At 58.0% G+C, this 26,612-nt stretch carries 20 protein-coding genes and 3 pseudogenes; 10 read left to right on the top strand and 13 right to left on the bottom strand.

Annotated elements, in window-relative coordinates; translation table 11 throughout:
* The first annotated feature begins 475 nt into the window (after positions 1–475).
* Positions 476–2,593 (top strand): bifunctional diguanylate cyclase/phosphodiesterase, encoded by a 2,118-nt coding sequence (locus tag ACSQ3J_RS18215; RefSeq protein WP_436039756.1) that lies wholly within the window; start codon positions 476–478, stop codon positions 2,591–2,593.
* A 248-nt stretch (positions 2,594–2,841) separates the two neighbouring features.
* On the opposite strand, the gene ACSQ3J_RS18210 is transcribed toward ACSQ3J_RS18215, so the two are convergent.
* Both ACSQ3J_RS18210 and ACSQ3J_RS18205 read right to left on the bottom strand, forming a co-directional pair.
* Entirely contained in the window at positions 2,842–3,594 is a 753-nt protein-coding gene (locus ACSQ3J_RS18210) for an alpha/beta fold hydrolase (RefSeq protein ID WP_060504127.1), read from the bottom strand.
* Positions 3,595–3,641: 47 nt separating this feature from the next.
* Positions 3,642–5,416, bottom strand: a pseudogene (locus ACSQ3J_RS18205) (cytochrome c biogenesis protein DipZ).
* A gap of 319 nt (positions 5,417–5,735) precedes the next feature.
* On the opposite strand from ACSQ3J_RS18205, the gene ACSQ3J_RS18200 reads away from it, so the two are divergent.
* The 5 genes from ACSQ3J_RS18200 (at position 5,736) to ACSQ3J_RS18180 (ending at position 9,621) form a co-directional block, all read left to right on the top strand.
* On the top strand, positions 5,736–6,776 hold the full coding sequence (locus ACSQ3J_RS18200) for an alpha/beta fold hydrolase (RefSeq protein ID WP_060504128.1): 1,041 nt from the start codon (positions 5,736–5,738) through the stop codon (positions 6,774–6,776).
* An 88-nt stretch (positions 6,777–6,864) separates the two neighbouring features.
* Entirely contained in the window at positions 6,865–7,605 is a 741-nt protein-coding gene (locus ACSQ3J_RS18195) for a response regulator (protein ID WP_060504129.1), read from the top strand.
* Positions 7,602–8,921, top strand: a complete 1,320-nt coding sequence (locus tag ACSQ3J_RS18190) for a sensor histidine kinase (RefSeq protein ID WP_436039754.1) — start codon at positions 7,602–7,604, stop codon at positions 8,919–8,921. The genes ACSQ3J_RS18195 and ACSQ3J_RS18190 overlap by 4 nt, the downstream gene beginning before the upstream one ends.
* A gap of 129 nt (positions 8,922–9,050) precedes the next feature.
* The gene (locus tag ACSQ3J_RS18185) at positions 9,051–9,467 is read left to right on the top strand and encodes an organic hydroperoxide resistance protein (RefSeq protein ID WP_060504131.1); all 417 of its coding nucleotides are present in this window, start codon (positions 9,051–9,053) and stop codon (positions 9,465–9,467) included.
* A 28-nt stretch (positions 9,468–9,495) separates the two neighbouring features.
* Positions 9,496–9,621 (top strand): hypothetical protein, encoded by a 126-nt coding sequence (locus tag ACSQ3J_RS18180; RefSeq protein ID WP_280140012.1) that lies wholly within the window; start codon positions 9,496–9,498, stop codon positions 9,619–9,621.
* A gap of 54 nt (positions 9,622–9,675) precedes the next feature.
* Here ACSQ3J_RS18180 and ACSQ3J_RS18175 read toward each other — a convergent pair whose 3' ends face one another.
* On the bottom strand, positions 9,676–10,269 hold the full coding sequence (locus tag ACSQ3J_RS18175) for a hypothetical protein (protein ID WP_436039751.1): 594 nt from the start codon (positions 10,267–10,269) through the stop codon (positions 9,676–9,678).
* 259 nt (positions 10,270–10,528) lie between these two features.
* Here ACSQ3J_RS18175 and ACSQ3J_RS18170 point away from each other — a divergent pair, with 259 nt between their 5' ends.
* The 3 genes from ACSQ3J_RS18170 to ACSQ3J_RS18160 all read left to right on the top strand — a co-directional run bounded on the left by ACSQ3J_RS18170 (position 10,529) and on the right by ACSQ3J_RS18160 (position 12,824).
* A complete protein-coding gene (locus ACSQ3J_RS18170; RefSeq protein ID WP_060504133.1) occupies positions 10,529–10,906 on the top strand; it encodes a DUF4112 domain-containing protein in 378 nt (125 codons plus the stop codon).
* A gap of 157 nt (positions 10,907–11,063) precedes the next feature.
* Entirely contained in the window at positions 11,064–11,558 is a 495-nt protein-coding gene (locus ACSQ3J_RS18165) for a YciE/YciF ferroxidase family protein (protein WP_060504134.1), read from the top strand.
* Between the two features lie 1,065 nt (positions 11,559–12,623).
* Positions 12,624–12,824, top strand: coding sequence for a CsbD family protein (locus ACSQ3J_RS18160; protein ID WP_060504137.1), 201 nt, complete (start codon positions 12,624–12,626; stop codon positions 12,822–12,824).
* Positions 12,825–13,196: 372 nt separating this feature from the next.
* Here the strand turns inward: ACSQ3J_RS18160 and ACSQ3J_RS18155 are convergent.
* From ACSQ3J_RS18155 to ACSQ3J_RS18115, 9 genes and pseudogenes are all read right to left on the bottom strand, one after another.
* Positions 13,197–14,321: pseudogene (locus ACSQ3J_RS18155) on the bottom strand (methyl-accepting chemotaxis protein); the annotation flags it as partial.
* A 672-nt stretch (positions 14,322–14,993) separates the two neighbouring features.
* The gene (locus ACSQ3J_RS18150) at positions 14,994–16,061 is read right to left on the bottom strand and encodes an ABC transporter ATP-binding protein (protein ID WP_436039748.1); all 1,068 of its coding nucleotides are present in this window, start codon (positions 16,059–16,061) and stop codon (positions 14,994–14,996) included.
* Between the two features lie 20 nt (positions 16,062–16,081).
* On the bottom strand, positions 16,082–16,903 hold the full coding sequence (locus ACSQ3J_RS18145) for a carbohydrate ABC transporter permease (protein WP_060504141.1): 822 nt from the start codon (positions 16,901–16,903) through the stop codon (positions 16,082–16,084).
* Complete coding sequence (locus tag ACSQ3J_RS18140; protein WP_060504142.1) at positions 16,900–17,781, bottom strand: carbohydrate ABC transporter permease; 882 nt, start codon at positions 17,779–17,781, stop codon at positions 16,900–16,902. The genes ACSQ3J_RS18145 and ACSQ3J_RS18140 overlap by 4 nt, the downstream gene beginning before the upstream one ends.
* Before the next feature lie 144 nt (positions 17,782–17,925).
* Complete coding sequence (locus tag ACSQ3J_RS18135) at positions 17,926–19,254, bottom strand: ABC transporter substrate-binding protein (protein ID WP_436039745.1); 1,329 nt, start codon at positions 19,252–19,254, stop codon at positions 17,926–17,928.
* Between the two features lie 12 nt (positions 19,255–19,266).
* Positions 19,267–20,807 (bottom strand): annotated as a pseudogene (locus ACSQ3J_RS18130) (putative N-acetylmannosamine-6-phosphate 2-epimerase).
* Positions 20,808–20,888: 81 nt separating this feature from the next.
* Positions 20,889–21,644, bottom strand: coding sequence for a GntR family transcriptional regulator (locus ACSQ3J_RS18125; RefSeq protein WP_436039743.1), 756 nt, complete (start codon positions 21,642–21,644; stop codon positions 20,889–20,891).
* Between the two features lie 615 nt (positions 21,645–22,259).
* Positions 22,260–23,321, bottom strand: a complete 1,062-nt coding sequence (locus ACSQ3J_RS18120) for a hybrid-cluster NAD(P)-dependent oxidoreductase (protein ID WP_060504146.1) — start codon at positions 23,319–23,321, stop codon at positions 22,260–22,262.
* 5 nt (positions 23,322–23,326) lie between these two features.
* Entirely contained in the window at positions 23,327–24,565 is a 1,239-nt protein-coding gene (locus tag ACSQ3J_RS18115) for an aromatic ring-hydroxylating oxygenase subunit alpha (protein WP_436039740.1), read from the bottom strand.
* Between the two features lie 124 nt (positions 24,566–24,689).
* Here ACSQ3J_RS18115 and ACSQ3J_RS18110 point away from each other — a divergent pair, with 124 nt between their 5' ends.
* Positions 24,690–25,568, top strand: coding sequence for a LysR family transcriptional regulator (locus ACSQ3J_RS18110; RefSeq protein WP_060504170.1), 879 nt, complete (start codon positions 24,690–24,692; stop codon positions 25,566–25,568).
* Between the two features lie 26 nt (positions 25,569–25,594).
* On the opposite strand, the gene ACSQ3J_RS18105 is transcribed toward ACSQ3J_RS18110, so the two are convergent.
* The gene (locus tag ACSQ3J_RS18105; RefSeq protein WP_436039738.1) at positions 25,595–26,611 is read right to left on the bottom strand and encodes an Ldh family oxidoreductase; all 1,017 of its coding nucleotides are present in this window, start codon (positions 26,609–26,611) and stop codon (positions 25,595–25,597) included.
* Position 26,612 lies beyond the last annotated feature (1 nt).

Here is a 26,612-nt window from a genome sequence, read left to right as displayed (position 1 = left end):
TGAGATGCAGGCGGCCTTAAGGCAACTTGATCGCCGCTCATCATTGATCGTAAAGGTCGGCAGCACGGGAAAGCAGAGAAGTTCGCCGGCACGGAGCCAACCGACGGTTTTGGGGATCGACGACCGGAACCGCATCTGTCTCAACACAATACAAAACTGCGGATTCAAAATCCTGGACCCGGGTGAGAAGGTAACGCCTCTGCTTCAAGATAGCCGGCCGCGCCGGCCCGATACCTTATCGGACGGACCGGACGGGATGATGTAAATCACCGCATGGCAATCCAGAATTCACCGTGGTTTCATCGGTGCGGGACGGAAGGATCTTTCACGTTGTTTAGGTTCGCGCCGCCGGAATAACAATGTTCCAACCGCTATCAAGCGCCCAGTGCGTGCGGTATCTAGCTACGTCTCCTTAAGTGATCATTGGTGAATTGCTTGCATTCTGCCTTTAGAATTGCAGAACGCAGGTAAATCCATGAAATTGATTTCGAATATGCGCGCCACTTCCCGCAAGAAGCGCGTTGGCTTGGTCACTATTCTTTTCACAGCCGTCGTCAGTCTGATCGCCAGCCTCGTCTTCTCTGCTGTGGTCTACATGAGAGATGAAGCCAACAAAATCGATGATGCGCGCGCGAACAGAGCTGTCACATCTGCAATTCGGTCCTTTCAAACTCGCCTTGCCTCCACAGTTCAAGACAACGCTGTTTGGGACGACGCCTTTAAAAGTATTGGATCCGCAAACGCATCCGCTTGGGCCTATGAAAACTGGGGCAAGACCAGCGAGGACTATCCTCTGTATGATGTAGCCGTCGTTTTGAAACCTACAGGTGCTGTTTTGAGCGCCTATAGGAAGGGTGCTCCCTTCGATGCACACTCCGAATTCGGCAACAGCATTGGCGAGTTGGCGGCTCGGGCGTCTGCTTCGGGGCAACGGGCGGTCACCTCTTTCGTGCCAACGACGGAAGGTGTCTATCTTGCTGCGGCTGGTGCGATACAGCCATTTGAGGACGGTCCGTCGCAAGAGGCGCTCAGCACACTTGTATTCGCAAAACTGTTGACGCCTGACATCGTTGCCCAGCTCGACGAGACATTCGACATTGGGGGCCTTAGGCTCGTTGCTACTCCATCACCTGACAAATTGAGCATGCCGCTCCTCGGCAATCATGGTCGCTCCGTCGCTTATCTGCACTGGCCGAGTCGGATGCCGGGCAATCTGACATTTGACGGCGTTTATCGGTCGCTGCTTGCCGCAGGCACGCTGTTCTTGATATTTGTCGTCGCGATCATCGCGACCGCGGTGGCGGTGATACGTGGCCTGCAGCGTGATACCGTCGCGGCGCGGTTTAAGGCTACCCACGACAGCCTAACGGGCCTACTGAACCGGGCGGGCCTTTTGGACGAGATCGACGTGGCGAAATCGTCACTCACCGGACAACAGGCACTAGCGCTAATCGATCTGGACGGTTTTAAAGACGTTAACGACGCATGGGGTCACGCGATTGGTGATGAACTGATCAAGTTAGTTGCCAATCGCCTGACGAAGACGTTGACGCACACGGAAACGATATGCCGCCTCGGGGGTGATGAATTTGCGTTCCTGGGCTCTGCCAACCAGATCGGCATCTGCTCGAAAGCACTGGTACAAGCGTTACAGGAACCATTCCGTATCGGCGGCCGTACGATCGAAGTGGACGCCAGCATCGGGACCGCGTTGCTTACATCAGATATTCCAGATGGCTACGAGCTCCTGCGACGCGCCGACATGGCGCTCTACGAGGCGAAGGAAAGCGGTCGAGGTCGGATAGTCGACTATCTCGGCGAACTTGACCTCCAGCGCAATAAGCGAGCCGCAATGGAAGACAAGCTACGCCGAGCTGTCGAAAATCGAGAGGTCCGCCCGGCGTTTCAGCCACTGGTGGACGCTAAGACCGGGTCGTTGCGTGGGGTTGAAGCGCTTGCACGCTGGGTTCCCGATACGGGACCGGTCAGCCCGGAAGTGTTCATCACCGTCGCTGAACGGGCAGGTCTCATCGATGAACTGGGGCGGCAAATCCTTGAGATGTCCATAGAAACGGCTTCGAGCTGGAATGACATTGGCTTGTCGGTGAATGTGTCACCCGTACAACTGCGCAATCCGGAATTCGCTGTAGTTGTCGAAAAAGTGTTGGAAACGAGAGGTTTCGATCCAAGCCGATTGACGCTTGAGATTACCGAAGGGGTTTTGATGTCAAACCCGGAGCAAGCGAAGCGTTCGATTGCCAGGTTGAAGGCGATCGGAGTGAAATTTGCTCTGGACGATTTCGGCTGCGGTTATGCAAGTATCGGCGCCTTGCGCGAGTTCGGATTTGACCGAATGAAGATCGACCGTTCGCTTGTGACGGCGCTGCAGGAGGAGAAGGGCGCTGGAATCCTCAGCGCAACGCTTTCGCTTGCGCACGCTCTCGATATTCCAGTGACTGCCGAAGGCGTTGAAACCCAGGAACAGGCAAATACCTTGACTGCATGCGGATGCGATCAGCTTCAAGGTTACTTCGTTGGAAAGCCAATGGGCGCAAAGCAAATCGAAGATGCTTTCCTCAAGGCTGCCGCATAGCATCGGGCGGTTGGGATGTAGGCCGCTGGAACGACTTGGAACACGCAAGGAGCGGGAGCATGGTGAAAGAACATCCGCCATGTAACGCCCGCCAGGTCTGCTGGCGGCCAGAGGGTCGAGGTCGGGTTGTCATCGAGATAAAGCCCCGGTGATCTTCACCAGCATTACAGGTCGTAGGTTCTGATCCTTTCAAGGCGAAATAGTCTCAGTGGCGATCCATGGTGCGGGATCGCCACTTTGTACCAACGCTAGAGCGCCTTCGCCGCTGTCTCAATGACGTCAGCAACCTTCTGGGGCTGAGAGGAGAAGACGGCATGGCTGGATACAACCTCAGTGACAGTGCTGCCCGCACGCCTCGCCATCTCGCGTTCCAGTTCAGGATTGATGGATCGGTCCGCGGTCGCCACAATGGCCCAGCTTGGCTTTGTCTTCCAAGCAGGATCGGCGATCCTGGCCGAGAAAGCTTCCTTGGAGGCGAAGACCTGCGACCTTGCCAGAAACGCTGCGTCGTCTTTTGGCAGGTCGGCGGCGAAGTCGTTCGCGAAGGCGGCGGGGTCGAGATAGACGTATTTTCCGTCCTTCGTCTCGCGGATATTCATGCCGCCAGCAGGCTTTGAGCTTGCAAGGCTGAGCAGGCTTTCGCCCTTGTCCGGCTGGAAAGCGGCAACATAAACGAGACCGGCGACAATGGGACTACGACCTGCCTCGGTGATCACCATACCGCCATAGCTGTGACCGACGAGAAGCGTCGGGCCATCCTGCAAATCGAGCACCCGGTTGGTGGCGGCGATATCGTCGGCGAGCGACGTAATCGGCTGCTGGACGATGGTAACATTGAACCCTCGCTCGACAAGGATATCAGACGCCTTGCGCCAGCCCGAACCATCGGCAAGTGCGCCATGGACGATGACGATGTTTTTGACCTCGGCGGCCTGCGCCGAAAATGCGATGATGCTGGTGGCGAAGGCGAGTGCGAGGATCGAGATGGAATGTCGGTTCATGCGTTTTACTCCTGTTGTCGTTAAGTGATCTTGATGCGGAGGATGGGTCAGCCGAAGGTAAAGGCGTAAGCTTCGACACCTGGATCGAAGAAACGGATCTCAAACGTCCGTTCCCCCACGTCGCCCGACTGGCGAACGAGCTGGTAAAGCCTGGTGGAGGTTATGGTACCGCGGCCGTCGGCATCGGTATCTGCACCATGATCGAGCCCCGGCGCCTTGCTGTCGATCGTCACCTGGAAGCGAATGGGTTTGCCGGTAGCACCGGGTCCGAGCACAAGATGCAGGTCGCGCGCGCTGAAACGATAGACGACGCTGCCATCCGGCTGGTCCAGTACGGCGCGTTCTGCACCCACGGTCCAGGTGCCAGAGAGACCCCATTCATTCAGGCCCGGCTGCGAGATAGAATATGCATTGGCGGCGTCGGCATGCAGGCCCTCCGGAGAGACGAAGCCCACGGCACGCTTGTATCCAAGATAACTCTCACCGGAGCGGATGTTCTTGAGGTCGGGGCTTGCCTCGGCACCCTTGGCATCGGGCGTTATCGTTGTGGTCGCCGCCATCTCTTTGCCAGCTTCGTGAAGCAAGTCCTGGATTGCTTGCTCGGTCTGGCGATAGTTGCCCTCACCGAAATGATGGTAGCGGATCTGGCCCTTTGCATCGATCAGGTAGTGTGCCGGCCAGTAGCTGTTTCGAAAGCGCGCCAAATCTTGTAGTCGTTGTCGATCGCAACCGGATAGCGGATCTTGAGATCGTCAATCGCTTTACTGACATTGTCGATCTTCTTCTCGAAGGCGAATTCAGGGGCGTGCACGCCGATCACGACGAGGCCCTGATCCTTGTATTTTTCTGCCCAGGCGCGGACATAAGGGACGGTTCGGATGCAGTTGATGCACGAGTAGGTCCAGAAATCGACAAGGACGACCTTGCCGCGAAGCTGTACCGTGGTCATTAGCGGCGAGTTCACCCACTCGACCGCGCCATTCAACGACGGCGCTTCGCCCTCGACAGGCAAATCACTCCGAAACGGCTGAACTTGATCGACGACAGGTGGCATCGCACCGCTGCTGGTAACTCCGGACATTGCATCGTCAGCAGCCTTGTCGTGCAATTGGTCAAGCACAGCCTGTTCGAATGTGGCCGTGCTGGCATAGGAAAGCCGCGCCAGGAGACCGGTATCGAGACCGAGGACAATGGCGGCAACGCCAACCAGAACCGCGGCACCCAGTGCTTGGCGGATACGCTCACTGACGCCGAGCGACCGTTTCATGCCGGCGAAGATCTTACCCCCGATAAGCAGGGCAACAGCAAGCGATGTCGCGGCACCAGCGGCATAGGCGGCGAGCAGAAACGTTGTCTCGAGGTTCGCGCCATCCAACGCCGCACCCGTCAGCAGAAGGCCGAGGATAGGCCCGGCGCACGGCGCCCAGAGAAGCCCGGTCGCGACGCCGAGGATGAAGGAGCTCGCGGCAGTCCGCACTGAGCCGGGTCTACCCGACGCGTTCAGCAGCCTGTTGCCCAAATCGACGACTGGTTGGGTGACGATGCTCGCAATGCGGGGTGACAACAGGCTGACCCCGAAGATGGCGAGCAGCAGTATCGCGGCGAGACGACCGTATTCATTGGCATGGATCGCCCAACTCCCGCCGACCGCTGCGAGTGTCGCGACCAATGCAAACGTGACGCTCATCCCGACCAGCATCGGAAGGGTACTTTTGATGAAGGGCTCCCCGGCCCTGGCAAATACGAAGGGGAGAATGGGAAGGATGCACGGGCTGAGGATGGTCAGCGCCCCTCCGAGATAGGCAATGATGAGAAGTGTCATCGTCGTTTCCTTGAAACCGGTTGGTCGGGTTCTGGACGGCGATGGGGCACGACCAGCAACAGGACCAATCTGGCTGGAGCGACGTATCCCGGATGTGTCCGGCTTCCATCGGAAATGTACCGCAGTGTAGGGCCCGGCCTTTCCACGACACAGTGATCAAATCGTTGGCCAGCCCGGTCGGCGGTTGGTGCGAATTGTATCAGACTGTATCGAGGGCGCTGGAGGCTACATCCGCATTCAATTCTGCGCTTGACGGGACACATGCGGGATACGTGCAGTCGGCTTCTTCCCATCACGATCAATCGAGATGGAGAGAACGATGTCACCTCAAATCAATCACCAGCGCCGCCGCTTCTTCGGTATCGCCGCCATGACCGTGGCTGCCACCCAATTGGGCATGAGCACGATCGCCCATGCCCAAGCGCCCGCTGCGTCCCCTGCCTCGGTCAAGGCAGGAGGGCATACTTCGTTCGCATCACTCAAGCAGATCAAGACAGGTCTGCTTGATGTCGGATATGCAGAAGCCGGCCCCGCAGATGGCCCTGTAGTCCTGCTCGTTCACGGCTGGCCATACGACATCCATAGCTATGTCGATGTCGCGCCGATCCTGGCCGATGCAGGTTACCGCGTGCTTATCCCCTATCTGCGTGGTTACGGGACGACGCGTTTCCTTTCGGATGAGACGCCGCGCAACGGTCAGCAGGCGGCACTGGCTGCCGACATGATCGCCTTCATGGATGCACTCGGTGTCGAAAAGGCGATCCTGGGCGGATATGACTGGGGTGCGCGCACTGTCAACATCATGGCGGCTCTCTGGCCGGAACGCTGCCAGGCGATGGTGTCGGTCAGCGGCTATCTCATCGGCAGCCAAGCCGCCAACAGCAAGCCATTGCCGCCGGCCGCGGAACTCTCCTGGTGGTACCAGTTCTATTTCGCTACCGAGCGGGGGCGGCTCGGTTATGCCGCCAACACGCACGAGTTTGCAAAGGTCATCTGGCGGACGGCATCGCCCACCTGGACGTTCGACGACGCGACGTTCAATCGTTCTGCCGCCGCCCTCGACAATCCGGATCACGTGGACATCACCATCCATAATTATCGCTGGCGGCTCGGTCTCGAAGAAGGCGAGGAGAAATACGATGGCTTCGAGAAGCAGCTCGCGATGGGTCCGGACATCACCATTCCGACGATCACCATGGAAGGCGATGCCAATGGTGCGCCCCATCCGCAGCCATCGGTCTATGCAAGGAAGTTCTCGGGGCAATATGAGCACCGGGATGTTGCGGCTATCGGGCATAATCTGCCGCAGGAAGCGCCGGAGGCATTCGCTCAGGCCATCCTCGATGTCGCGAAATTCTGATTGCAGGGCTGTTGCGAGAAACCGCTTTACTCGCAACAGCCGAGACGAAACAAATGTCGCCTGAGTGCGGATGCTTGAAAGGCAAGAGATGGAGCATGTCGACCACATTCTGATCGTCGATGACGACCGCGAAATTCGCGAACTTGTGTCGAGCTATCTGAAGAAGAACGGCCTTCGAACGACGGTTGCCGCCGACGGCCGGCAGATGCGCAGTTTCCTGGAGGCCAGCACTGTTGACCTGATCGTCCTCGACGTGATGATGCCGGGCGATGATGGCCTGGTGCTGTGCCGGGAACTGCGCGCCGGCAAGCACAAGGCAACGCCGGTTATCATGCTGACGGCCCGTGACGATGAAATGGACCGGATCATCGGGCTGGAAATGGGCGCCGACGACTATCTGCCGAAGCCGTTTGCGGCACGAGAACTTCTTGCCCGCATCAAGGCGGTGCTGCGGCGGACCCGAATGTTGCCGCCCAACCTGCAGATCAGTGAGGCCGGGAAACTGCTGACGTTCGGAGACTGGCGGCTCGACACAGTCGGCCGTAATCTGTTGGACAAGGACGGCACGGAGATCGCGTTAAGCGGCGCCGAATATCGGCTGCTGCGGGTATTCATCGATCATCCGCAACGTGTGCTCAATCGCGACCAGATCCTGAACCTGACGCAGGGCCGCGATGCCGAACTGTTCGACCGTTCGATCGACCTTCTGGTCAGTCGCCTGCGCCAGCGGCTTGGTGATGATGCACGCGAACCGACCTATATCAAGACGGTGCGGGCCGAGGGCTACGTGTTCTCTGTGCCGGTCGAAATCTCGGTGCCCAGAACATGAGTGTAGGCGGCAAATCCTGTTACCGCTGGTGGCCAAGCAAGCTTCGCTCGCGATTGTTCCTGATCCTGTTTGCCGGACTGGCTGTCGCCTATGGGTTGTCCTTCAGCATTCTTTTTGCCGAGCGCTACATGTCAGCCAAGGCTGTCATGCTCGGGACACTGGAAAGCGATTTGGCAACGTCGATCGCAATTCTCGACCGTCTTCCCGCCAACGAGCGGACGGATTGGCTGGATCGGCTGAGCCGCGGAAGCTACCGCCTTGTTCTCGGGCCAGGGCTTCCAGGTGTTCCGGATTTATCGGGTCGTGGTGCTGAGATCGCGGACCGGATAGGCCAGGCGGCCGGCAACAGGTTTCCGATCCGCGTCGAAGCCATCCCGGGCGACCACACGCGGCTGCAGGCGCATCTGACGCTGTCGGACGGTTCGCCACTGACAATCGATGTGACCCCGCGCGGAGTAATGCCCCTGGCCGAATGGCTGCCATATGTTTTTGCAGCCCAGATGGTTCTGCTCATTCTCTGCACCTGGTTTGCGGTGCGCCTCGCAATTCGTCCGCTTGGCGCTCTCGCCGCTGCCGCCGATGCACTCGATCCCGGCAGACAAGGTTCGCCCCTGAACGAGGATGGACCGAGCGAGGTTGCGCATGCGGCACGGGCCTTCAACGCCATGCGTGACCGTATTGCCCATTACCTGGAAGAACGGGTGCAGATTCTCGCAGCAATCTCCCATGACCTGCAGACGCCGATCACGCGCATGCGGCTTCGCGCCGACATGGCGGATGATAGTCCCGACAAGAACAAGCTGGTCAGCGATCTGCGCGAGATCGAGCGCCTAGTGCAGGACGGAATTGCCTATGCGCGCAGTTCACATGGCAATGGCGAGAAAAACGCGCGCATCGATCTCGCATCCTTCATCTACAGCATCGTTTACGATTATCAGGATACCGGCAACGCGGTTTCGGTGACTGGTATCGCTCAGGGGACTGCCGTGACCAAGCCGCACGCACTGCGGCGTATTTTGACCAACTTCATCGACAACGCCCTCAAGTTTGCGGGTGCTGCCGAGATTAGCGTTGAACGCAAAGGCGAAAAAGCTCTGGTAATTACGGTTAAGGACCATGGACCGGGCATTCCCGACGACAAGCTGGAGTCCGCCATGCAACCGTTCTACCGGCTGGAGACATCTCGCAATCGGGATACAGGAGGCACAGGGCTTGGACTGGCCATCGCCCAACAGCTTGCCGTCTCGATCGGTGGAACGGTGCGGATCTACAATCGCGACGGTGGTGGGCTTGCCGCGGAAATATCGCTACCCTAATAGGCCCGACCAGCAGCCTCTACGCTGCGATACAATTCCGACCTTTTCGAAAACATGCCGGATACGTCGATGCGGCAAAACACATCCGTCAACCACGTCGCGTTACGCGACAGAACGAAGGAGTGTTCCATGACAAAGATCGACAAGGTGCTTTATACCGGCAAGACCCACACCACCGGCGGGCGCGACGGTGCGGCGCGCAGTGACGATGCGCAGCTCGACGTCAAGTTTTCGCCCCCGGGCAGCGGCAAGCCCGGTACCAATCCCGAGCAGCTCTTTGCGGCTGGCTGGTCCGCCTGCTTCATCGGCGCCCTTGGCATAGCCGCAGGCAAGCGCAAGCTAGCACTCCCTGCGAACACGGCAGTCGATGCCGAAGTAGACCTCGGCATGAGGGACGGCGCCTATCTTCTGCAAGCCCGGCTGAATGTCAGCCTTCCGGGGCTGGATATCGACCTTGCACGGGCGCTGATCGACGAAGCACACCAGACCTGCCCCTATTCCAAGGCAACACGGGGCAACATCGCGGTCGAGCTGACGCTCGTTTGAGCCGTTCCGCAATCTCACGGAGTGTTCCATGAAACGCCTGATCATTGGCATGCTTGCGCTCGCCGTTTTTGCCGCGCCGTGCGTTTATGACGTGTTTTCCAACGAACCGTCGCCTTTGGCTGCTATCGCCACAGCGGTAGGCCCTCAAGGGTAGCCTGAGTGGAAAATAGGATAGGAGCGGCTGTGAAACAGTCGCTCCCTTTGACTATCACGACTTGTCGCCTTCGTTCTTCAGCAACGCCGCAGCTTCGATCGCCAATGGGTCGGCCTTGAGAAGAAGATAAGCCAGCACCGATTTCAGGCTGGGATCGCTGAGGTCAGCCGGCATCAAGACACCCTTCGAATTCATTTCATCCTGACTGATCAATCCGTCGCCGTCGTGTTCCATGCGTTCGCTGTAATCGATCGTTGGCTTTCCCTGCTCATCGGTGTCGATGCCGGGTTTCAGGATCTCGTTAAATGTCTTGAATTCATCAGAGTTGAGTTTTCCATCTCCGTCCCTCTCAAATTTTCCAAACGCATTATTGAGCATCTGCGAGAGGGGGTCCCGGATCATTGCCGCGGCATTAAGGAGGGCGGCCGAAACGTCCGTTTCGTCAACAAGGCCGATCGAGGGAACCATTCCACTCGGGATTAGTGCATCGGTATCCGTGCCGGTGGTGGGAATTCCCACGGCTTCGCGCATAAATCGGATCTCGCCAACAGAGCGATCGAGGAGACGCCCTTTCTCAACGTTCCTAAGCACTCCAATTTCATTGGCGGTACGGATTAGGTCGACAATGCAATCCGTGGTGAACGTCACAAAAAATCCCTCGTCCACAGATCCACCGGACTCGCCGTCGTCAGAGCCACGTGGACGCCCTCAGCGTTTGCCTACACCCGGTAGAACGGCCATTCCATCCGCCGCTCCAGCCAAGCCAAGCGCCAACGATAGGTTGATAGCTATTCAAGCGGGTAAGTTTCCTTGACTCAAATATCCATGGCTGAGAAGCGTGTCTGGCACTGCCCGACGGAACTTCTTGCCGCCAATCAGCTTTCCGTATCGGCGATTGGGAGCTTCGATGAGCAGAGAACAGATATTTGAGCCGCTCGATCAAGGGATCGTTGAACGCATCAGACGATTGCAGATGCTGGCAAAAATCATGGACACCGCCGTTCGTATCCCCGGCACAAACATCCTGTTTGGCGCCGACGCGGTCATTGGACTGGTTCCCGTGATCGGAGATGCAGGTAGCGTATTGGTAGGTTTGTACATCGTCAACGAAGGTCGTCGCTTGGGTCTGCCCGCCAGCAAGATTGCGAAGATGTTGGCCAACCTTGCAGCAGACGGTGTCGTCGGGGCAGTCCCTTTGATAGGAGACGTGTTCGACGTCTATTTTAAGTCACATCGCAGGAATGTTGCCATCATCCTCGACCATCTGGGTATGTCGCCTGCTTAAGCGTCCGAATTTTTTGCCCCACAGCATCTTGTTGGACTATCATTTGAAGACAGCGGATATGCAGATAAATCATCGACCGGCCAGGTGGCCCAAGTTTGGAACGAATTCTCGTCTCGCGGATTTCTGTGTCGCATTTCACTCAATGAGGAGACACATCATGAAATCACTGGCCGATGTATTCGAACACACGCTGCAGGACGTCTATTATGCCGAAAACGCGATAGTCAAAGCCCTGCCGAAGGTAGCAAAGGCTGCCAAGAGCGCGGAACTGAAGAAGGCTGCCGAGGACCACCTTGCAGAAACGAAGGACCAGATCAAGAAGCTTGAACTGGTCTTTAAATCCATTGGGAAAAAAGCGTCGGGGGAAAAATGCGATGCCATCGAAGGTCTAATTAAGGAAGCCGATGGGCTTATGAAAGATGCCGAGGGCACGGCTCTCGATGCGGGCCTGCTCGCGGCATGCCAAGCGGTCGAGCACTACGAGATTGCGCGTTACGGCTCGCTTCGAGAATGGGCAAAAGATCTTGGCCATGACGAGGCTCACAAATTGCTGAGCGAAATTCTCGACGAGGAAAAGGCAACCAACAACAAGCTTACCAACCTGGCCGTGACCTCGATCAATAAGACCACCGTCAAGGCGAAGGCAGCGTAACGCTTCCACAGTTCGAAAAATAGAGAGCCGGTCCATGGCCGGCTCTTCTTCAGCCCGCGATAGGGAGCAGACAGGCCGATGTCGGACCTTTACAGGCCATAACGAGGTCGACTGTACGATCCCTCAGTTCGCGATGGCGGGATGGAGTAGTCGGTCTTTAGCATCCCTTCAAGGCGCTAGACTGCGCGGAGGTGCCCTAAGCCAGGTGAGCAGTCTCTAAATTCTAGGTGACGGCCTACAGAGCTTGCGCCATGATTCCGGCATATTCAGGCCGTCGATCCTTTCGCCACTCATCGCTATTTCGCCGTCCCGTTCTGAACAGGAACTGACGGGAAGTCTGCATGGAATTAATGGCATGACGCTTCTTCGCTATAGGGAGCAAAATGGCGGCATCCCGCTTACGCAATCCCTGGGCGCATTCCATCGACAATGCCTGGAGTGGACGGCCCACGCTTTTCAGTGGCCGGGTCTGAGCCGGCTATTCTCTATTCAGTGAGCAAAGTCCTGAACGAACCGGAACTTCCTCCCCTATCGGTTCAGCATTGGACTCTGCAGGACCCTGGTTTGATCGTCACTACAAGCACGCCTCTGTCGACGAAGCATGGCCGAACTATTTTCGGCGATTTTGGACAGCTTCAGGCCGCGCTCGCCGAATGGATATTGGTAGCGCGAATTCAGGCCTTTCTTCTGAAGCCGCTGCTCTGTTCTGGTTTCTGCGTCACATTCTGGTGTTGTCTCGAACAATCCCGGCAAGTGGGTGACACTTGGGGATTTCGCCGGTTGGGCGATCCCCATCAAGGTGTCCCGGGCAAAAGTGCCGTTCGGCCCCAGACACGAAGCGAGTTTCTTCATAACCTCATTACGATGTTCTGAAACCGCGGCTTATTGAAGCTCTTCCGCTTCAAGGCTCTGCTACGATCGGTTGATGTCCCCGGAGTGGCTCATGTTCTAATCATTCGCGGTCATGGTGATTAGCCGCGGGGAATATGTGACTTTTTCTGTAACTGCAACCAAACGATCTCTCGCGCGTTTGTTCCTCGGAAGATAAATCAGAGGAGAAGTTAGATGGACTGGAATCGTGTTGAAGGTAATTGGAAGCAGTTCAAGGGGAACGTGAAGGAACAGTGGGGCAAACTCACAGACGACGACCTTGATCAAATCGCCGGTAAGCGGGATCAACTCGAAGGCAAGATCCAAGAGCGCTACGGGATCGAAAAGGATCGAGCAAAGAGTGATGTGGACGACTGGTATAGCCGCCAGTCCTGATTTTTTGCCGTGGAATCAGTAAAGCCCCGTGGAAGCGGGGCTTTTTGTCGAGATAAGTGCTGTTTTTTGGGCTGCGGCAGCCTGGGTAGTTATTGGCGCAGCGGTAGGCCGACGCGTCCCACATAACTGCACATTCTTGTCTAACCGAAAAATGCGTCAACACACCTCTCGTCAGCGCGCTTCATTATGTTTTGGCAGCGACGCGGTCACAGCAACGCGCGGTCACGCCAACGTTAGCGTGAAATTTTTCGAATACTGCAACGAGCCCCCAAGATGAACTCGTTGCAGCGATCACCGCGTAGGTGGCTATCCGAATAGTAGGCTGCTCAGGCATCTGCGCCATGAAATGGAACACTTGCCTACGGTTTTCCCTCAGAATTCCTCCCAACTATCAGTCGAAGGGGCCGCTGCGGTGGCAGTCGAACTGCGTGCAGAGAACGCCCGCGTCAACTTGTTTGACATAGTGCGAGCGGGAGATGAAAACGGCGTAGCGTTTGCCGGACTTAACGCAACCGGGCGTCTCGTGGGCGTGTTTCTAATCTCGTTGGGAGTAGAGTTGGTGCCAAGCTGGAACTGAGCCACGAGATCCTTCAGCTTGGCCGACTCGGTTGCAAGCGTTGCTCCGGCAGCATTAGCCTCCTCAACCATTGCAGCATTCTGCTGTGTCACCTGGTCCATCTGATTAACGGCGGTGTTAACTTCGGCCAAGCCTATCGCCTGTTCTTTCGCTGAGGTAGCGATCGAGTCCATGTGCTGGTTCATGGTGACGATAAAGGCCTCGATCGTCTTGAGAGCTTCACCGGTTTGGCTGACAAGTTGCACGCCGCTCTGGACTACGCCCGTGGACGTTTTGATGAGATCCTTTATCTCCTTTGCAGCCTTCGCCGACCGTTGCGCAAGTTCGCGCACTTCCTGCGCCACAACGGCAAATCCCTTGCCGGCGTCGCCTGCGCGGGCGGCTTCAACACCGGCATTCAGGGCAAGCAGGTTCGTCTGGAACGCGATCTCGTCGATAACCCCGATAATATTGGAGATTTCATTCGACGAATGCTGGATCTTGCTCATCGCATGCACGGCATTGCCGACCACCATACCGGATTGATGGGCACTGTCGTTTGCTTGCACGGCTATGGCGCGGGCTTCTTCGGCACGTTTCGACGAATTGCTAACGTTTGCCGTGATCTGGTCCAGGGCTGCAGCGGTTTCTTCGAGGGAGGCTGCCTGCTGCTCTGTCCGTCGTGACAGATCGTCGGCGCTGCTGCTGATTTCGCGCGAACCGCCTTCGATCGATGCGGTGGCGGAAGCAACCGACGCAAGGGTCGTACGAAGCTGCTCGACCGCCCCGTTGAAATCGGCGCGCAGGCTTTCAAAGTCTTCTGTAAACCGTTCAGTCAACTGGAAGTTGAGGTTACCGTTTGCCAGATGTTTGAGGCCGTCAGCAAGACCATTTGTGGCTTGGGCCATGGCTTCGGCCCGCAGACGTTCCTTCTCCGCGAGGACTTCGGCTTGCCTCGGATTGAGATCGCTTGAAGCATGCATCTGCCAGAAATCATTTTTCACCATCACGTTGTCGAGGGTCAGCAGCGCCTCGCCAACAGCATAGCCCAGCCGATCGAGGAACCACTCGATCCAGTTCGTGATGTCGAGGCTACCTTCGCTGGTAATTGATTGCAGGGCTTCATAGTATCCGATGCGGGATCGCTCGATTGACTATGAGGACTAAAATTCGCTGACCAAACTCCACTTTGAGGCAGCCCATTCCATAATTGGCTGGAAGATGAAGATACAAGCGGATCAATAATGTAGATTGCCTAATGTGGGTTATGCACCTGAAACAACGCAAGCTTTAATCCGTATGCGCAGCCAGACGCGCTGCGGGCAGGGCGTTTGACGATGGGACAGATCGGAAGGCGTTGAGGTACAGAGCGCTTATCGAATGGTGCCGCCAAGGGCGGCATTTCGATAAACGGGCCGTCCATGCCGGGCTCGTCCTGATTGCGGGGCCGAAACAAGAACTGTTCGAAAACGTACGGTAGACGTGAACGAAGGATGAATCTCAGGCGAGCGCTATTGCTGTTGACGTTCGCAACGGTCTGAAGCCGCTGTTAGCGAAGGTCGGTGGTTCATATCCCTTCAACGCGGGTGGTAATTGCTATCGAAGACGGCGTTTCACCGTGAAGCAATGACAGCGGCTCCGGCTGCATCGAACAGCGACAAACGGACATTGTCGATATGGATGCCTACCGTCTCGCCGATGCCAAACCCGGTGTCCGCAGGTGCGCTGACATTGATCAGCCCGAGTTCAGGATTGCGCACAAACACGGAGGTGGTGCCGCCAAGATACTCGCGGGCTTCGACCGTTCCCCGGCAGTGCCCGTTTTCCGGGGCAACCAGCGACAGATGCTCGGGACGCGCGCCGAGCTGCACGGGCGCCGCGTCGCTCCTTAACGGCATCTTCAGGAACCCTTGACCTGAGAGATCAAGCTGGTCATCCCCATTTCGCTTGCAGGCCAGAATGTTCATCTTGGGGCTGCCGATGAATTGGGCGACGAACAGATTGGCGGGATTTTCGTACAGTTCGTATGGCGTACCCTGCTGCATGACGCGGCCGTCTTTCAACACGACGATGCGATCCGCCAGCGTCATGGCCTCGACCTGATCGTGGGTGACGTAGATCATGGTGGCGCCGAGCGTGCGGTGAAGCTTGGCAATCTCGAGCCGCATATCCACGCGAAGGGCGGCATCCAGATTTGACAGTGGTTCGTCGAACAGGAAGCCGACCGGTTCGCGCACGATCGCCCGGCCGATGGCAACACGCTGGCGCTGGCCGCCGGAAAGTTCCTTCGGGTAGCGATCGAGAAGCGGAGTCAATTTCAACGTATCGGCTGCCGCATCCACCTTTGTCTTGATTGCGCCGCTCGAGAGCTTGGCGAGTTTCACGCCAAAACCCATGTTCTGGCGAACGGTCATGTGGGGGTAGAGCGCATAGGACTGGAACACCATGGCGAGCTTGCGCTCCACCGGCAGGGCCTCGGTCACGTCGCGTCCGTCGATGATGATCTGGCCGTCGGTCGTCGCCTCCAAGCCTGCGATCATCCGCAATAAGGTGGACTTGCCGCAGCCGGAAGGACCGACGATGACCACGAATTCGCCGTCGGCGATCTCCAGGTCGAGATCCCTGATGATCTCGACAGTGCCATATTGCTTGCCTGCCTTGCGCAGCGAAATCTTACCCATGGTAATCTCCTGAAATAAGATCAGCCCTTGACTGCGCCGGCCGTCATCGACCCGCTGATCTGGCGATACATGATGAGACCGAGCAGCACCGGCGGCAATGCGCCGACGATCATAACGGCTGAGGCGACGCCCCATTGCACGCCGCCTCCACTGGCAGCGAAGAAGAATGAAGCGCCAACGGTGATCGGCACTGCCTTCGAGGTGGTCAACATCAAGCCAAACAGGAATTCGTTCCATGCGGTGATGAAGCCGAAGATCAGGCTGGTGACAATGGCCGGGCGGCAGACAGGCGCAATGACACGGAGAAGAATCTGCGTACGGCTGGCGCCATCCATCAGGGCCGCTTCGTCGAGTTCCTTAGGAAGGTCGCGGATGGCGTTGACCAGGATGACGAGGGCCAGTGGCAGGTTGACGATGGACAGGATCAGACCGAGGCCAAGGCGGGTGTCCAGAAGCGCCAACCACTGGAACATCATATAGAGTGGGATGGCAAAGATGATCAGCGGCACGGCGCGCAAATTGACGATAAAGGGCAAAAGCGTACGTTCGCCGAGCCGGCCCCGGGCAATTGCATATGCCGCCGGCAGGGCAAGAACAACCGCTAACGTGGTGCCGATGAAGGCAACCGTCATGCTGTTGAACAAGTAGAGGAAGATGTTCAACCTATCGGACACTTGGAACACCGCGAGATAATTGTCGAGTGTCGGCGCCTGCACCCATAGTCCGGGATTGGTTGACAGTTCGCGCGTGCTCTTTAAGGAGGTGACAAGCGTCACCAGAATCGGAAAATTCATCGCAAAGGCGGCAAGGGCGAAGACGAGCCAGCGAAGAGCATTGATCATGTGAGTGCTCCCTTTCGACGGCTGGCAATGAAATTGAGGCCGTAGAGGACGGCGAAGGAGACGGCGAACAGGATCACGGACGCAGCTACTGCCTTGCCGATGGCGCCCTGCTTGAAGAAGGCCTCGTAGATATAGATCGATAGCGAGGCTGTGGAGCCGCCGGGGCCACTGCCTGTCAGAACGTAGACGTTATCGAAAACACGGAAGCCATCGATAAAACGGATGAGAAGGGCAACGACAATCGTCGGAGCCATCAATGGCAATTCGATGTACCACAACAGATGCCACCGCCGGGCTCCATCCATCGCGGATGCCTCGACGATCTCTGTAGGGATCGCCCGATAGGCCATATAGAACAACAGCAGGGCAAACGGTGTCCACTGCAAGGTTTCCACGACGATCAGCGTCCAGAATGCGGAGGTGGGGCCGAGGAAGGAAACACTGGTGCCGAACCAGGCCCAGAGATAATAAGGCACCGGGCCCGCGAATTCGTGCAGCACGAGACGATACATCAGGCCGACCAACGCCGGCGCCACCATCAGAGGCAGCATCAGGATCGCCATCAGCCAGCTGCGTCGTTCGATCAGCGGCGACAGAAATATGGCAAGGATCAGCCCGAGCGTGCATTCGAGCAGCGCGGTCAGCGCTCCGAAGCGCAATGAAAACCAGCTGGCCTGCCAGAAGGCTCTGTCGTTCCAGACCGCAGCAAAATTCGACACACCGGTGATCTTGGGCTGGCGCAGCGTCTCGAACGATACGTCGGAGACGGAATAGATCAGGTTGACGATTGCCGGAAAGCCGAGGAAGACCAGCAGAAACAGGACGAGCGGCATGGCCAGCAGCCGAAACTCCGAAGAATGGGCGCGCTGCGTGTTCATCGAACCGCTGTCCTTCCTGTAGCAACTGGGTAGGCGTTCATCCGGCATGTCCGTTCGGTTAGGAGATTGCTTGTCGGCCCGTCGTCGCTGCGCCGGTTCTTGCGGTAGATGCTGGCGGCGATCAAGCCGCCGCCAGCAAAGCCGCTACTTGAGCAGCTCAGTCATGCCCTTTTCGGTATTGGCAAGTGCATCGTCCAGCGACTGTTGGCCGGACCAATAACCGGTGAATTCCTTGGCCTGAAGTTCGTAGACAGACAGCGCCTTTGCAGCGGTGCCGCCGTTCATGACGTAGCCGTATTTAGACGCGAACTCGCCGAGCTTGACGAGATCGGGGCGTTCTTTCGCGACTTCGGTGACGACTTCTGGCGTCAGCGCTGGCGCGCCGTTGTTCCGGGCGTAGGTCAAAGCAGCTTCTTTCGACGAAAGCCATTTGATGAAGGCCTGGCCACCGGCCTTGTTTTCGGCGTTCTTGTTGAGACCGAAACCAAGGCCATGAATGTGGGTGAAGCGACCTTCGGGGCCAGCGGGCGGAGCAACCGTTTCCGTGACGTCGGCGACCGTCGGCGACTTTTCCTTGTTGGTCAGGTCGGATGCGGCAGCATTCCACTGCATCATCGCGGCAACCTGGCCCGACGTATAGGCGGCATTCGCTTCGGCAAACTCGTACGATAGTGAATCGCTAGGCGTCGCCCCGGCATCGTAGAGCAGCTTGTAGGTCTCCAGCCCCTTGCGATAGGCATCGGAATTGACCGTGATCTTGCCGCTCGCATCCATCCAATTGCCGCCGTAGGCACGCGGCAACGACTGGAACACCATCATGTTGAACAGAAGGTTCTTCAGCTGCAGAACGGTGCCGTATCGCGTCGGGCTGTCAGGATTGATGGCCTGGGTGAAATACAGCGCGGTTGCGGCGTAGTCATCCCATGTCCATTCGTCCGGGCTCTTCGGCTCGAGCTTCTTGCCAAGGTGCTTTTCAGAAATTTCGGCATACTTCGCCTTTGCGGCGTCGTCCTTCATGAGGGCCTCGACCAGGTCCTTGCGATAGTACATGAAGTGCATCGAAAGGTCGGTCGGAACACCAAACTGCTTGCCTTCGTATTGCATGGTCTTGAGCACGGATTCGCCGTAGACCGAGGCCGCCTCGTCCGAAAGTTCGACCGGCTCCATGAACGGCGCGTATCGGCCGATGGAATAGGTTGCAAGCAGATTGACGTCGAAAGCCTTGGAACCGGCAGCGAGGTCGGACTGGAGCTTGTCCCAGAAACCATCGCGGTTGAAGAACAAAAGCTCGACCTTGTCGTTTTCAGTGACATCTGGTCTCCCATTATAGACGTCGGTCACGGCCCGCAGCGCTGTCTCTTCAGGTCCGCCCGGCCAACCGAGCACGGTCACTTTGGCGAATGCGGAGCTTGCCAGAAGGCTGGCGATGGCAACTGCCAGAAGGCTGCCTTTCCTGATCGTCGTCAATGTCATTTTAGTTCTCCTCTATTTGATTTTTCTGGTGATTTTTGCAAGATCGGCGATCCCCACGACGCCGGCACTTTCCCCAAGAGCGGCGGCGTGGATTTTTGGTGTGAGCCGCGGCGGCAGGCCTTCGAGTGCCTGCCGGACGGTGTCGAGATAGGTGGGCGCTAGCCCGATACCGCCGCCGATGACAATGCGCGGCGGATCGAGTGCAAAATGGATATTGCGGCAAAGCTGGGCGGTCTGGCGTGCCGATGCGCCGATTATGTTCATGGCCCACGTCTTGCCAGCGGCTGCAGCTTCGAAAACATCCCGCGCGGTCGCGCCTGCGTGATGATCCTGGGCCTGGCCGGCTATCCAATGACCTGAAACCTGATCTTCCAGCGTCCCGGCTACATCCTCGGCGACGCGGAACTGCCCGAAATGGCCGGCAAGGCCCAACATCGGTTTGCCGTTGACGACGATGCCACCGCCGATGCCGGTTGAGATGGTAAGAAACACCATGTCTTCGTTCTGGCCAGCGCCGAAACGGAATTCGCCCCAGGCTGCTGCCTGCGCATCGTTAGCGGCGAGAACCGGCACTCCAGAAAGGCGTGCGACCGTTTCTGCAAGAGGAAAGCGATCCGGGAGGTCAAGCGTGTTGCGGTTGAGCGCCGACCAGAAGCCTTGATCGACAATGCCGGTGACGGCCGCGCCCGCTATCGCGTAACTGCCTTGCCACGAAGTGATGGCTGCAAACAGCGCTTCAAGCCACTGTTTGGGATTGCCGCCGCGGGGTGTCGGGACCTTGTGGTTATCCAGGACAACGCGTCCGCGCACCAGTGCGGCAAGCATCTTGGTGCCGCCTATGTCGAGTGCGAGAACAGTATCCTGGTCGATCATGCGGGTCATGCTCCGACCGAAGCGAGGGTGTCATCGAGCGCGGCGCGGAACCAGGAGGTGACGTGTTCCGGGCGCGTGATCGCGGAGCCAACCACCACCGTGAAGGCGCCACTTGCAAGGGCTTTCGAAGCTTGCTCGGGTGTGCGGACGTTACCTTCAGCGATGACATGAGGCGTAAGCTTCGAAGACGCCGCGATCAGCGCGAAATCGGGCTCCGTGGGTTCGACCGGTCCGGTATATCCGGCTAGTGTGGTGCCGACGATCTCGGCGCCCTCGGCCAGTGCCCGTTCGGCATCCGCCAGAATAGAACAATCGGCCATCGCGATGCGGCCATGTGCGTGGATACGGTCGATCAGCGTCTTGGTGTCGACCGGACGGATGCGCTGGGTTGCGTCATAGGCGATGATATCTGCACCGGCTGCTACCAATGCATCGACATCCTCGATCCATGGCGTAATGCGCACCTGCGTGTCATCGAGGTCGCGCTTGACCAATCCGATAATCGGCTTGTCGGTTGCCGCACGGACGGCGCGGACATAGTTAGCCGACTCGATGCGGAGCCCCGCCGCACCGCCATCCAATGCCGCCAAGCCGAAGCCGACGACCATCGCGGCAGTGTCCATCGCGCCACCTTTTACCGGCTGACACGATACGATTAGTCCATTTTTTAAGGCTTGCATATCAAGCAGCACGTCCGGCTCTCCTGTTGTGTGATCACGGTAGCAGGACAAGACCAGATTGCAACAGGACTCTAACTGGTATTACCGCATAAGCTCAATGACGAAATCGTACACGTCGCCGCGATATTTCGTTTGCGTGAACTCAACGATCTGGCCGTCAGCAAGAAAGCAGCGCCGCTCCATGATTAGCAGACTGGCAGCTTCAGGGGTGCCGAGAAGATGGCGCTCCTCCTCGCTGGCGGGCTTTGCCTGCATCCGCTGGAGCGCGCGCACGGGAAGCGCGCCGTTGGCTTCCAGATATTCATAGAGAGAGGCCTGGATGGCCTGCGGGTTGGGCACGAAACGTGCCGGTAAGGTCGCGATTTCGATCGCGATGGGGGTATTGTCGGCTGTGCGCAAACGCTTGAGCCGCACGACCTTTTCGCTGCCTGAAATCCCCAGAGCCATCATTTCGGCGGGCGAAGGCCGCGAAATATCACGCGAAATCCATACGCAACCGGGCTCCAGACCACGGGAGCGCATATCCTCCGAAAAGCTGGTCATGGTAGCAAGCGATTTTTCGAGACGCGATGAAACGACAGTTTTGGCACCTTGGCGACGATCGAGAAAACCGTCGGAAACCAGATTGTCTATGGCCTTGCGTACTGTCACCCGAGAAATGTCGAGAGCCGCACACAAGGCGCGTTCACTGGGGATGACGGCGCCCCGCTTGATATGTGCTGTCCCGATCGCCGCCTTGATCGCATCTTCAAGCCTGCGGTAAAGCGGCTCGCCACTTTCGCTGGCCAGAGCTTTTGTGAGAAGGGTTAGAACCGCTAGATCGCTCAATCGAAGCACTCGCTTAAGAGAGAGCTTCCTTATGCAAAATTTTTTTTAATAGGTAAACTGGTATTGTTCTGCCGCGACCAGTTCGCGGTATTTTGCCTGTTTGGCCCGGCACCGCTGGCGACGAACCCACTGCTTGGAAAGGTCACGCCTTGGCGACGCTTTTGCCCGATCGCTGGTCAGGCGAACGCCGGTGCTACCTGATGTGGTGCGTGCTCGTTGGTGGCAAAGTTAATAGGGGGCCGAGAGTTCCTGTCTGTTCGAGAAAGTGTGAACGTTTGTCCAGTTGCACCAAAGGCGCCTTTCCCTAACGCGGAGTCTGGCCCAGCCTTTAGCAGGGCCCGCCCCGTCGGGCGACCCGTCGGCGAGCCGCCCGTCTGCTCGAGAATGATCTCGTATAGCTGGTCGTCATGGGGTAGCGGCAAGGAAGGCCCATCTCAACGGACAGACTGTATGCCCTCGATCAAACCCGGTGACACGGGCCCAATCCTTTGACGGTAGGGACCTGTACCGTTCTGTCCGCAGGAACATCGATGTCAGCGAGTAGCCTTATCATCGCTTCATCTAAGCTTGTTCTAAAGGTTCTCTGACGAAGAGACAGTGAGCGAACTTGATGAAACTCTCTCCTCAGGCCTCCACACTCACACGGCCGATAGGCTTGGAGCAACAGGCGAGGATGTAGCTGTCCTCGATGTCCTCATCTGTGATGCCGCCATTGTGAACCATATGGACCTGTCCGTCCGTCTTGCGGATCTTGCAGGTGCCGCAAATTCCCATGGAGCACCCCGAAGGAATGAACAGTCCAGCGGATTTCGCCGCCGCGAGGATGGTGTCCGTTTCGCTACATTTCGCGGTGATGCCCGAGAATGCAAACTCGATTTCGGCCCGGTTCTGCGCATCGGGAACCACATCAGCGGGGACGTCTTCGGCATTTGCAGGTTCGGCCGAAAAACTCTCCTGATGGTAGCGGTTCATGTCGTAGCCGAGGGCGGCCAAGGCTTCTCGAACGGCGCGCATGAAAGGCTCGGGCCCGCAACAGAAGACCTCTCGGTCAAGATAATCCTGCGCCATAAGGCCAAGCATGATCTGGTTGAAGATGCCCCGATACCCTGTCCAGGGGCGGAAAGGATCCGCCTCTTCCACGACCCATTTCAGGTCGATGCCGACGATGCGCGACGCCATCAGTTCCATCCGCTCACGCAAGATGATCTCCGATGGGCGGCGCGCACAATTGATGAAAACGATATCCGGTTCGCGCCCGGAATCGTACATCCACGTCGTCATCGCCACCATCGGTGTAATGCCTGATCCGGCCGAGATGAAGAGGTACTTGTCAGCCGGGTGATGGGCGATCGAAAATTTGCCGGCTGGGCCGATCGCCCGGACCTTCATGCCCTTGTGCAGATTGTCAAGCATCCAGCGTGTGCCGAGGGAGGCGCGCTGGGCCTTGACGGTGATCGTCAGGGCCGTTGGCCGCGACGGCGAGGACGATATAGTATAAGTCCTGTAGAGCGGCCCGCCGGGTACGGGCAGTTCCAGCGTGACGAACTGCCCCGGATCATGGTTGAACAGTGCGCCGGAAGGGCTCTGGAAGCTGAAGGTCACAACGTCGGGTGCTTCTGGCGTGCGCGTCACGCATTCGATCATTTCCGCGTCGGTCCAGAAGGCGAGGTTCTTGAAGACGCTCATGGCGTTTACTCCGCGGCTTGCCGCATCGGCGCCAACGAACGTTCGAGCCACGTGGCATACCAATCGACGAACTGGATGACGCCGCTTTCCTGGTTTGGCGAATAGGGGCCAGGAACATAGGCGGGTGAGAGAATGCCCCGCTGGTTCGTCTCGACGATTTCCCGGTCCTCGTCGTTGGTCGCGATCCAGACCTCGGTGAGGCGGTTGCGGTCGTAGTCGACACCCTCGACGGCGTCCTTGTGAACAAGCCACGTCGTAGTGACTTCCGTCTCCATCGGGCTGATCGGCGTCACCCGGAAAGTCAGCGAATGATCCGGCAGGAAATGGTTCCAGGTGCTCGGGTAGTGGAATTTCAGAAGCGTGCCTGCATCCGGCAAACGAACGCGACCGAGATTCCGGCCAACGGCGGCCTTGCCGTCCATCGTATAGCTTAGCGCCTTTTCCTGGAGCGGCATGCGGGCAAAACGATACTGCCCGTCGTCGGAAATGCGAAAACCTGATGTCGCGCCGGAGGCTTCGCAGCGATCGAAATGCGCCTGCAGCACGGCCGAAACAGAACCATCCGGCGAAACCCCGGCGACATCGGGGTCCAGCGGGAACGAGCGACAGAGAGCGGGATGGTTGCTGCTACAATGATAGCATTCCCGATTGTTTTCCCAGACCAGCTTCCAGTTCGCCTTCTCTACGATCGTCGAGGTGTAGGCGACCTTGGCATCAGTAAGGTCATGAATGGCGAGGTAGGGGCGCGCGAGCTCAGCGAAGGCGTCGAAATCGGGCGGCGTCTGCGATAGGCAGATATAGATCAGCCCTTCGAGATTGTGCAGGTTCACCGGTCTAAGGCCGTGTCTCGAAGCATCAAAATCGGCTCCCATGTCATTCGCCCAGATCAGCTTGCCGTCGAGTTCATAGGTCCACTGGTGATAGGGACAGACGAGTTTGGCCACCTGTCCCTGCTTGGACTTGCAGATGAGCGAACCGCGATGCCGGCAGGAATTGTGGAAGGCGCGGATTTCGCCGTCGCGGCCGCGCACGATGATCACCTCATAGGCTCCGACCCGCATGGTTACATAGCTTCCAGCTTTCGCGAGCTGACATGCTGGCGCGGCATAGAGCCATTCTCGGTAAAAGAGGTGCTCCAGGTCGAGATCATAGACAGTTGGTGAGGTGTAAAAGGCCTGTTCGAGCGCGTGGCCCGGAAGGCGGCGAGCCAAAAGATCGTGGATGAATGGCGAGGAGGCTGTCATGGCGAATGTCCACATTCCGAGGGTTTAACTGACAGGAATTGTCTTTGCGCCAAGGCCAATTGACAACGGCATTTTTTTTGATGTGAGATTAGATGATCTAATGTCGAAACGATCGGGTGACGCCATGCAAAGACCATATGATCTTCCCTCCCTGACGGCTCTTGCCTGTTTCGAAGCCGCCGCGCGCAAGGCGAGTTTCAAGGACGCTGCGCAGGAAATGAATGTGACGCCGGCGGCCATCAGCCACCAAATCAAAGCGCTCGAGATGGACCTCGGCTGCAGCCTGTTCATCCGCCGCAGCCGCGGCGTTGAACTTACGGAAAAGGGAGCGTTCCTGTTTCTCTCGATCCGGCGCGGCTTCGAGGCAATATCGGAGACCGTCGCGCAAATGCGCGAGCGCCGCGACACAGTCGACGTGACGATCCGCACGACGACAGCGGTGAGTTCCCTCTGGCTTACACCAAAGATCTCCGCCTTCTGGAAAATCTATCCGGCTGTGACTGTCTCCCAGATTATCAGCGATATTCCGGGCGTCAGCGGGCCCTGCGACCTCAGTATTCATTACGGCGATCCGGATGAAAGCGGCCTTGAGCACCGCATCCTCTTTCAGGATCGCATTGTCGCGCTGGGAACGACGGCCTTCGCCGAGCAATACCGCATCGCGAGCGTCGAGGACCTGCTCAAGGTTCCGCTTATCCATATGAGCAATGAGGAAAACGGCTGGACGACCTGGACCGACTGGCTACGGTCGCTGGGATGCGCGGCGCCGAAGGGGCGGAGTTTCTACGTGAACAACTATATGATCGCCCTCCAGGCGGCCCAGGACGATGTTGGAGCGGTGCTCGGCTGGGACAGGCTGGTGAAAAGCGTGCTGGACGCTCGACGGCTTGTTCCCTTAGTGCCCGAATCCGTCTCCTCGCCAGTGCCCTTCCATTTGAAAATCCATGCGAGGGCGACCGCTCAGTCTCGCGTATTCGTCGACTGGCTGGTCAAGACCACATAGGTAAGATGGCTTCGCGTCTCATCACCCTATTTGGGATCGGAACGGCCAGCTGCAAATGCGTGAATGGCCTCATAGATCGCGGCCGGGATCATCAACTTCTTCGTGTGAGATGGCGGAAATTCAGACTTGCTGATGCCAGGAATATAGACATCGAGCCCCGCGAGCCGACGGGTCTGCGCGTGGGCACGGGCGACGCGCCCATGTTCGGGAGGGCCTGGCATCATGGCCAGCACGGTCAGCCCGACCGCCGGACGCGTACTGCCAGAGCGAAAATCCGCCGTATCGATTGACCATGGCCCGCCGGAAAGGCCTGCCGATAGCATTTCCACAAGCAGGGCGACGTTTGCGCCCTTACGCCCGCCGAAGGGAAGCAAGGCCCCGCCAAGAGCTTTTTCCGGATCCTCCGTGTCGGCGCCGTTCGTGTCCAAGGCCCAGCCCTTGGGAATTGGGCGTCCTTCGGCCGCAGCGGCAACGATATTGACGAAGGCCGTCGCGCTGGAGGCCTGGTCGATGATCAAGGGCAGTGATGTCTCGCCTAGTGGAAAACCGAAGGCCATGGGATTGGTACTGAAGACGGAAGGGCCACCGGGTTTCGACACGACCATGGCGTTGGCGTTGGTTGCCGCCAATCCGACAAGCCCTACCTTTGCGAGACGACGCACAAAGTAACCGAGTTCGCCGGCCGTGTAGCTGTTGGTCTGGGTAAACATCGCGATGCCGAAGCTTCGCGCCGCGTCGACGATATCGCTAAAGGCAAGGTCGAAGCCCAGTTGGGCGACGCCGCCGTCGGCGTCGGAGACGAGCATGGCGGGATACGGCCGGGTGAGTGTCGGTACGGGTGCACAGTTGATGCGGCCTTCGCGAAAGCTGTTCAGGTAATCCACCATATGCGGAAAGCCGAGTGTCGCTGGGCCGAAGCGCGCTGCCGACAGCGTCGCATCTACGAGAGCCTGCGCGCTCGCTTCGTCGGCCCCGGCGCCGCGGCAAGCCTTTAACGCCAGTTCTTCAATTTCCTTCTGCTCAATTTCGATTTCGTCTGCCATG

It is taken from the genome of Rhizobium sp. LjRoot98, assembly GCF_964252935.1.
Lineage (GTDB): Bacteria > Pseudomonadota > Alphaproteobacteria > Rhizobiales > Rhizobiaceae > Pararhizobium.
Note: the sequence above shows the minus strand (reverse complement) of the source record. Positions and strands in the feature narration are given on the sequence as shown.

Bases quoted from the DNA above. Each gene is read 5' to 3' on its own strand.
- ACSQ3J_RS18215 (WP_436039756.1), top strand. From the start codon at position 476: ATGAAATTGATTTCGAATATGCGCGCCACTTCCCGCAAGAAGCGCGTT.
- ACSQ3J_RS18210 (WP_060504127.1), bottom strand. From the start codon at position 3,594: ATGAACCGACATTCCATCTCGATCCTCGCACTCGCCTTCGCCACCAGC.
- ACSQ3J_RS18200 (WP_060504128.1), top strand. From the start codon at position 5,736: ATGTCACCTCAAATCAATCACCAGCGCCGCCGCTTCTTCGGTATCGCC.
- ACSQ3J_RS18195 (WP_060504129.1), top strand. From the start codon at position 6,865: ATGGAGCATGTCGACCACATTCTGATCGTCGATGACGACCGCGAAATT.
- ACSQ3J_RS18190 (WP_436039754.1), top strand. From the start codon at position 7,602: ATGAGTGTAGGCGGCAAATCCTGTTACCGCTGGTGGCCAAGCAAGCTT.
- ACSQ3J_RS18185 (WP_060504131.1), top strand. From the start codon at position 9,051: ATGACAAAGATCGACAAGGTGCTTTATACCGGCAAGACCCACACCACC.
- ACSQ3J_RS18180 (WP_280140012.1), top strand. From the start codon at position 9,496: ATGAAACGCCTGATCATTGGCATGCTTGCGCTCGCCGTTTTTGCCGCG.
- ACSQ3J_RS18170 (WP_060504133.1), top strand. From the start codon at position 10,529: ATGAGCAGAGAACAGATATTTGAGCCGCTCGATCAAGGGATCGTTGAA.
- ACSQ3J_RS18165 (WP_060504134.1), top strand. From the start codon at position 11,064: ATGAAATCACTGGCCGATGTATTCGAACACACGCTGCAGGACGTCTAT.
- ACSQ3J_RS18160 (WP_060504137.1), top strand. From the start codon at position 12,624: ATGGACTGGAATCGTGTTGAAGGTAATTGGAAGCAGTTCAAGGGGAAC.
- ACSQ3J_RS18150 (WP_436039748.1), bottom strand. From the start codon at position 16,061: ATGGGTAAGATTTCGCTGCGCAAGGCAGGCAAGCAATATGGCACTGTC.
- ACSQ3J_RS18145 (WP_060504141.1), bottom strand. From the start codon at position 16,903: ATGATCAATGCTCTTCGCTGGCTCGTCTTCGCCCTTGCCGCCTTTGCG.
- ACSQ3J_RS18140 (WP_060504142.1), bottom strand. From the start codon at position 17,781: ATGAACACGCAGCGCGCCCATTCTTCGGAGTTTCGGCTGCTGGCCATG.
- ACSQ3J_RS18135 (WP_436039745.1), bottom strand. From the start codon at position 19,254: ATGACATTGACGACGATCAGGAAAGGCAGCCTTCTGGCAGTTGCCATC.
- ACSQ3J_RS18120 (WP_060504146.1), bottom strand. From the start codon at position 23,321: ATGAGCGTCTTCAAGAACCTCGCCTTCTGGACCGACGCGGAAATGATC.
- ACSQ3J_RS18115 (WP_436039740.1), bottom strand. From the start codon at position 24,565: ATGACAGCCTCCTCGCCATTCATCCACGATCTTTTGGCTCGCCGCCTT.
- ACSQ3J_RS18110 (WP_060504170.1), top strand. From the start codon at position 24,690: ATGCAAAGACCATATGATCTTCCCTCCCTGACGGCTCTTGCCTGTTTC.
- ACSQ3J_RS18105 (WP_436039738.1), bottom strand. From the start codon at position 26,611: ATGGCAGACGAAATCGAAATTGAGCAGAAGGAAATTGAAGAACTGGCG.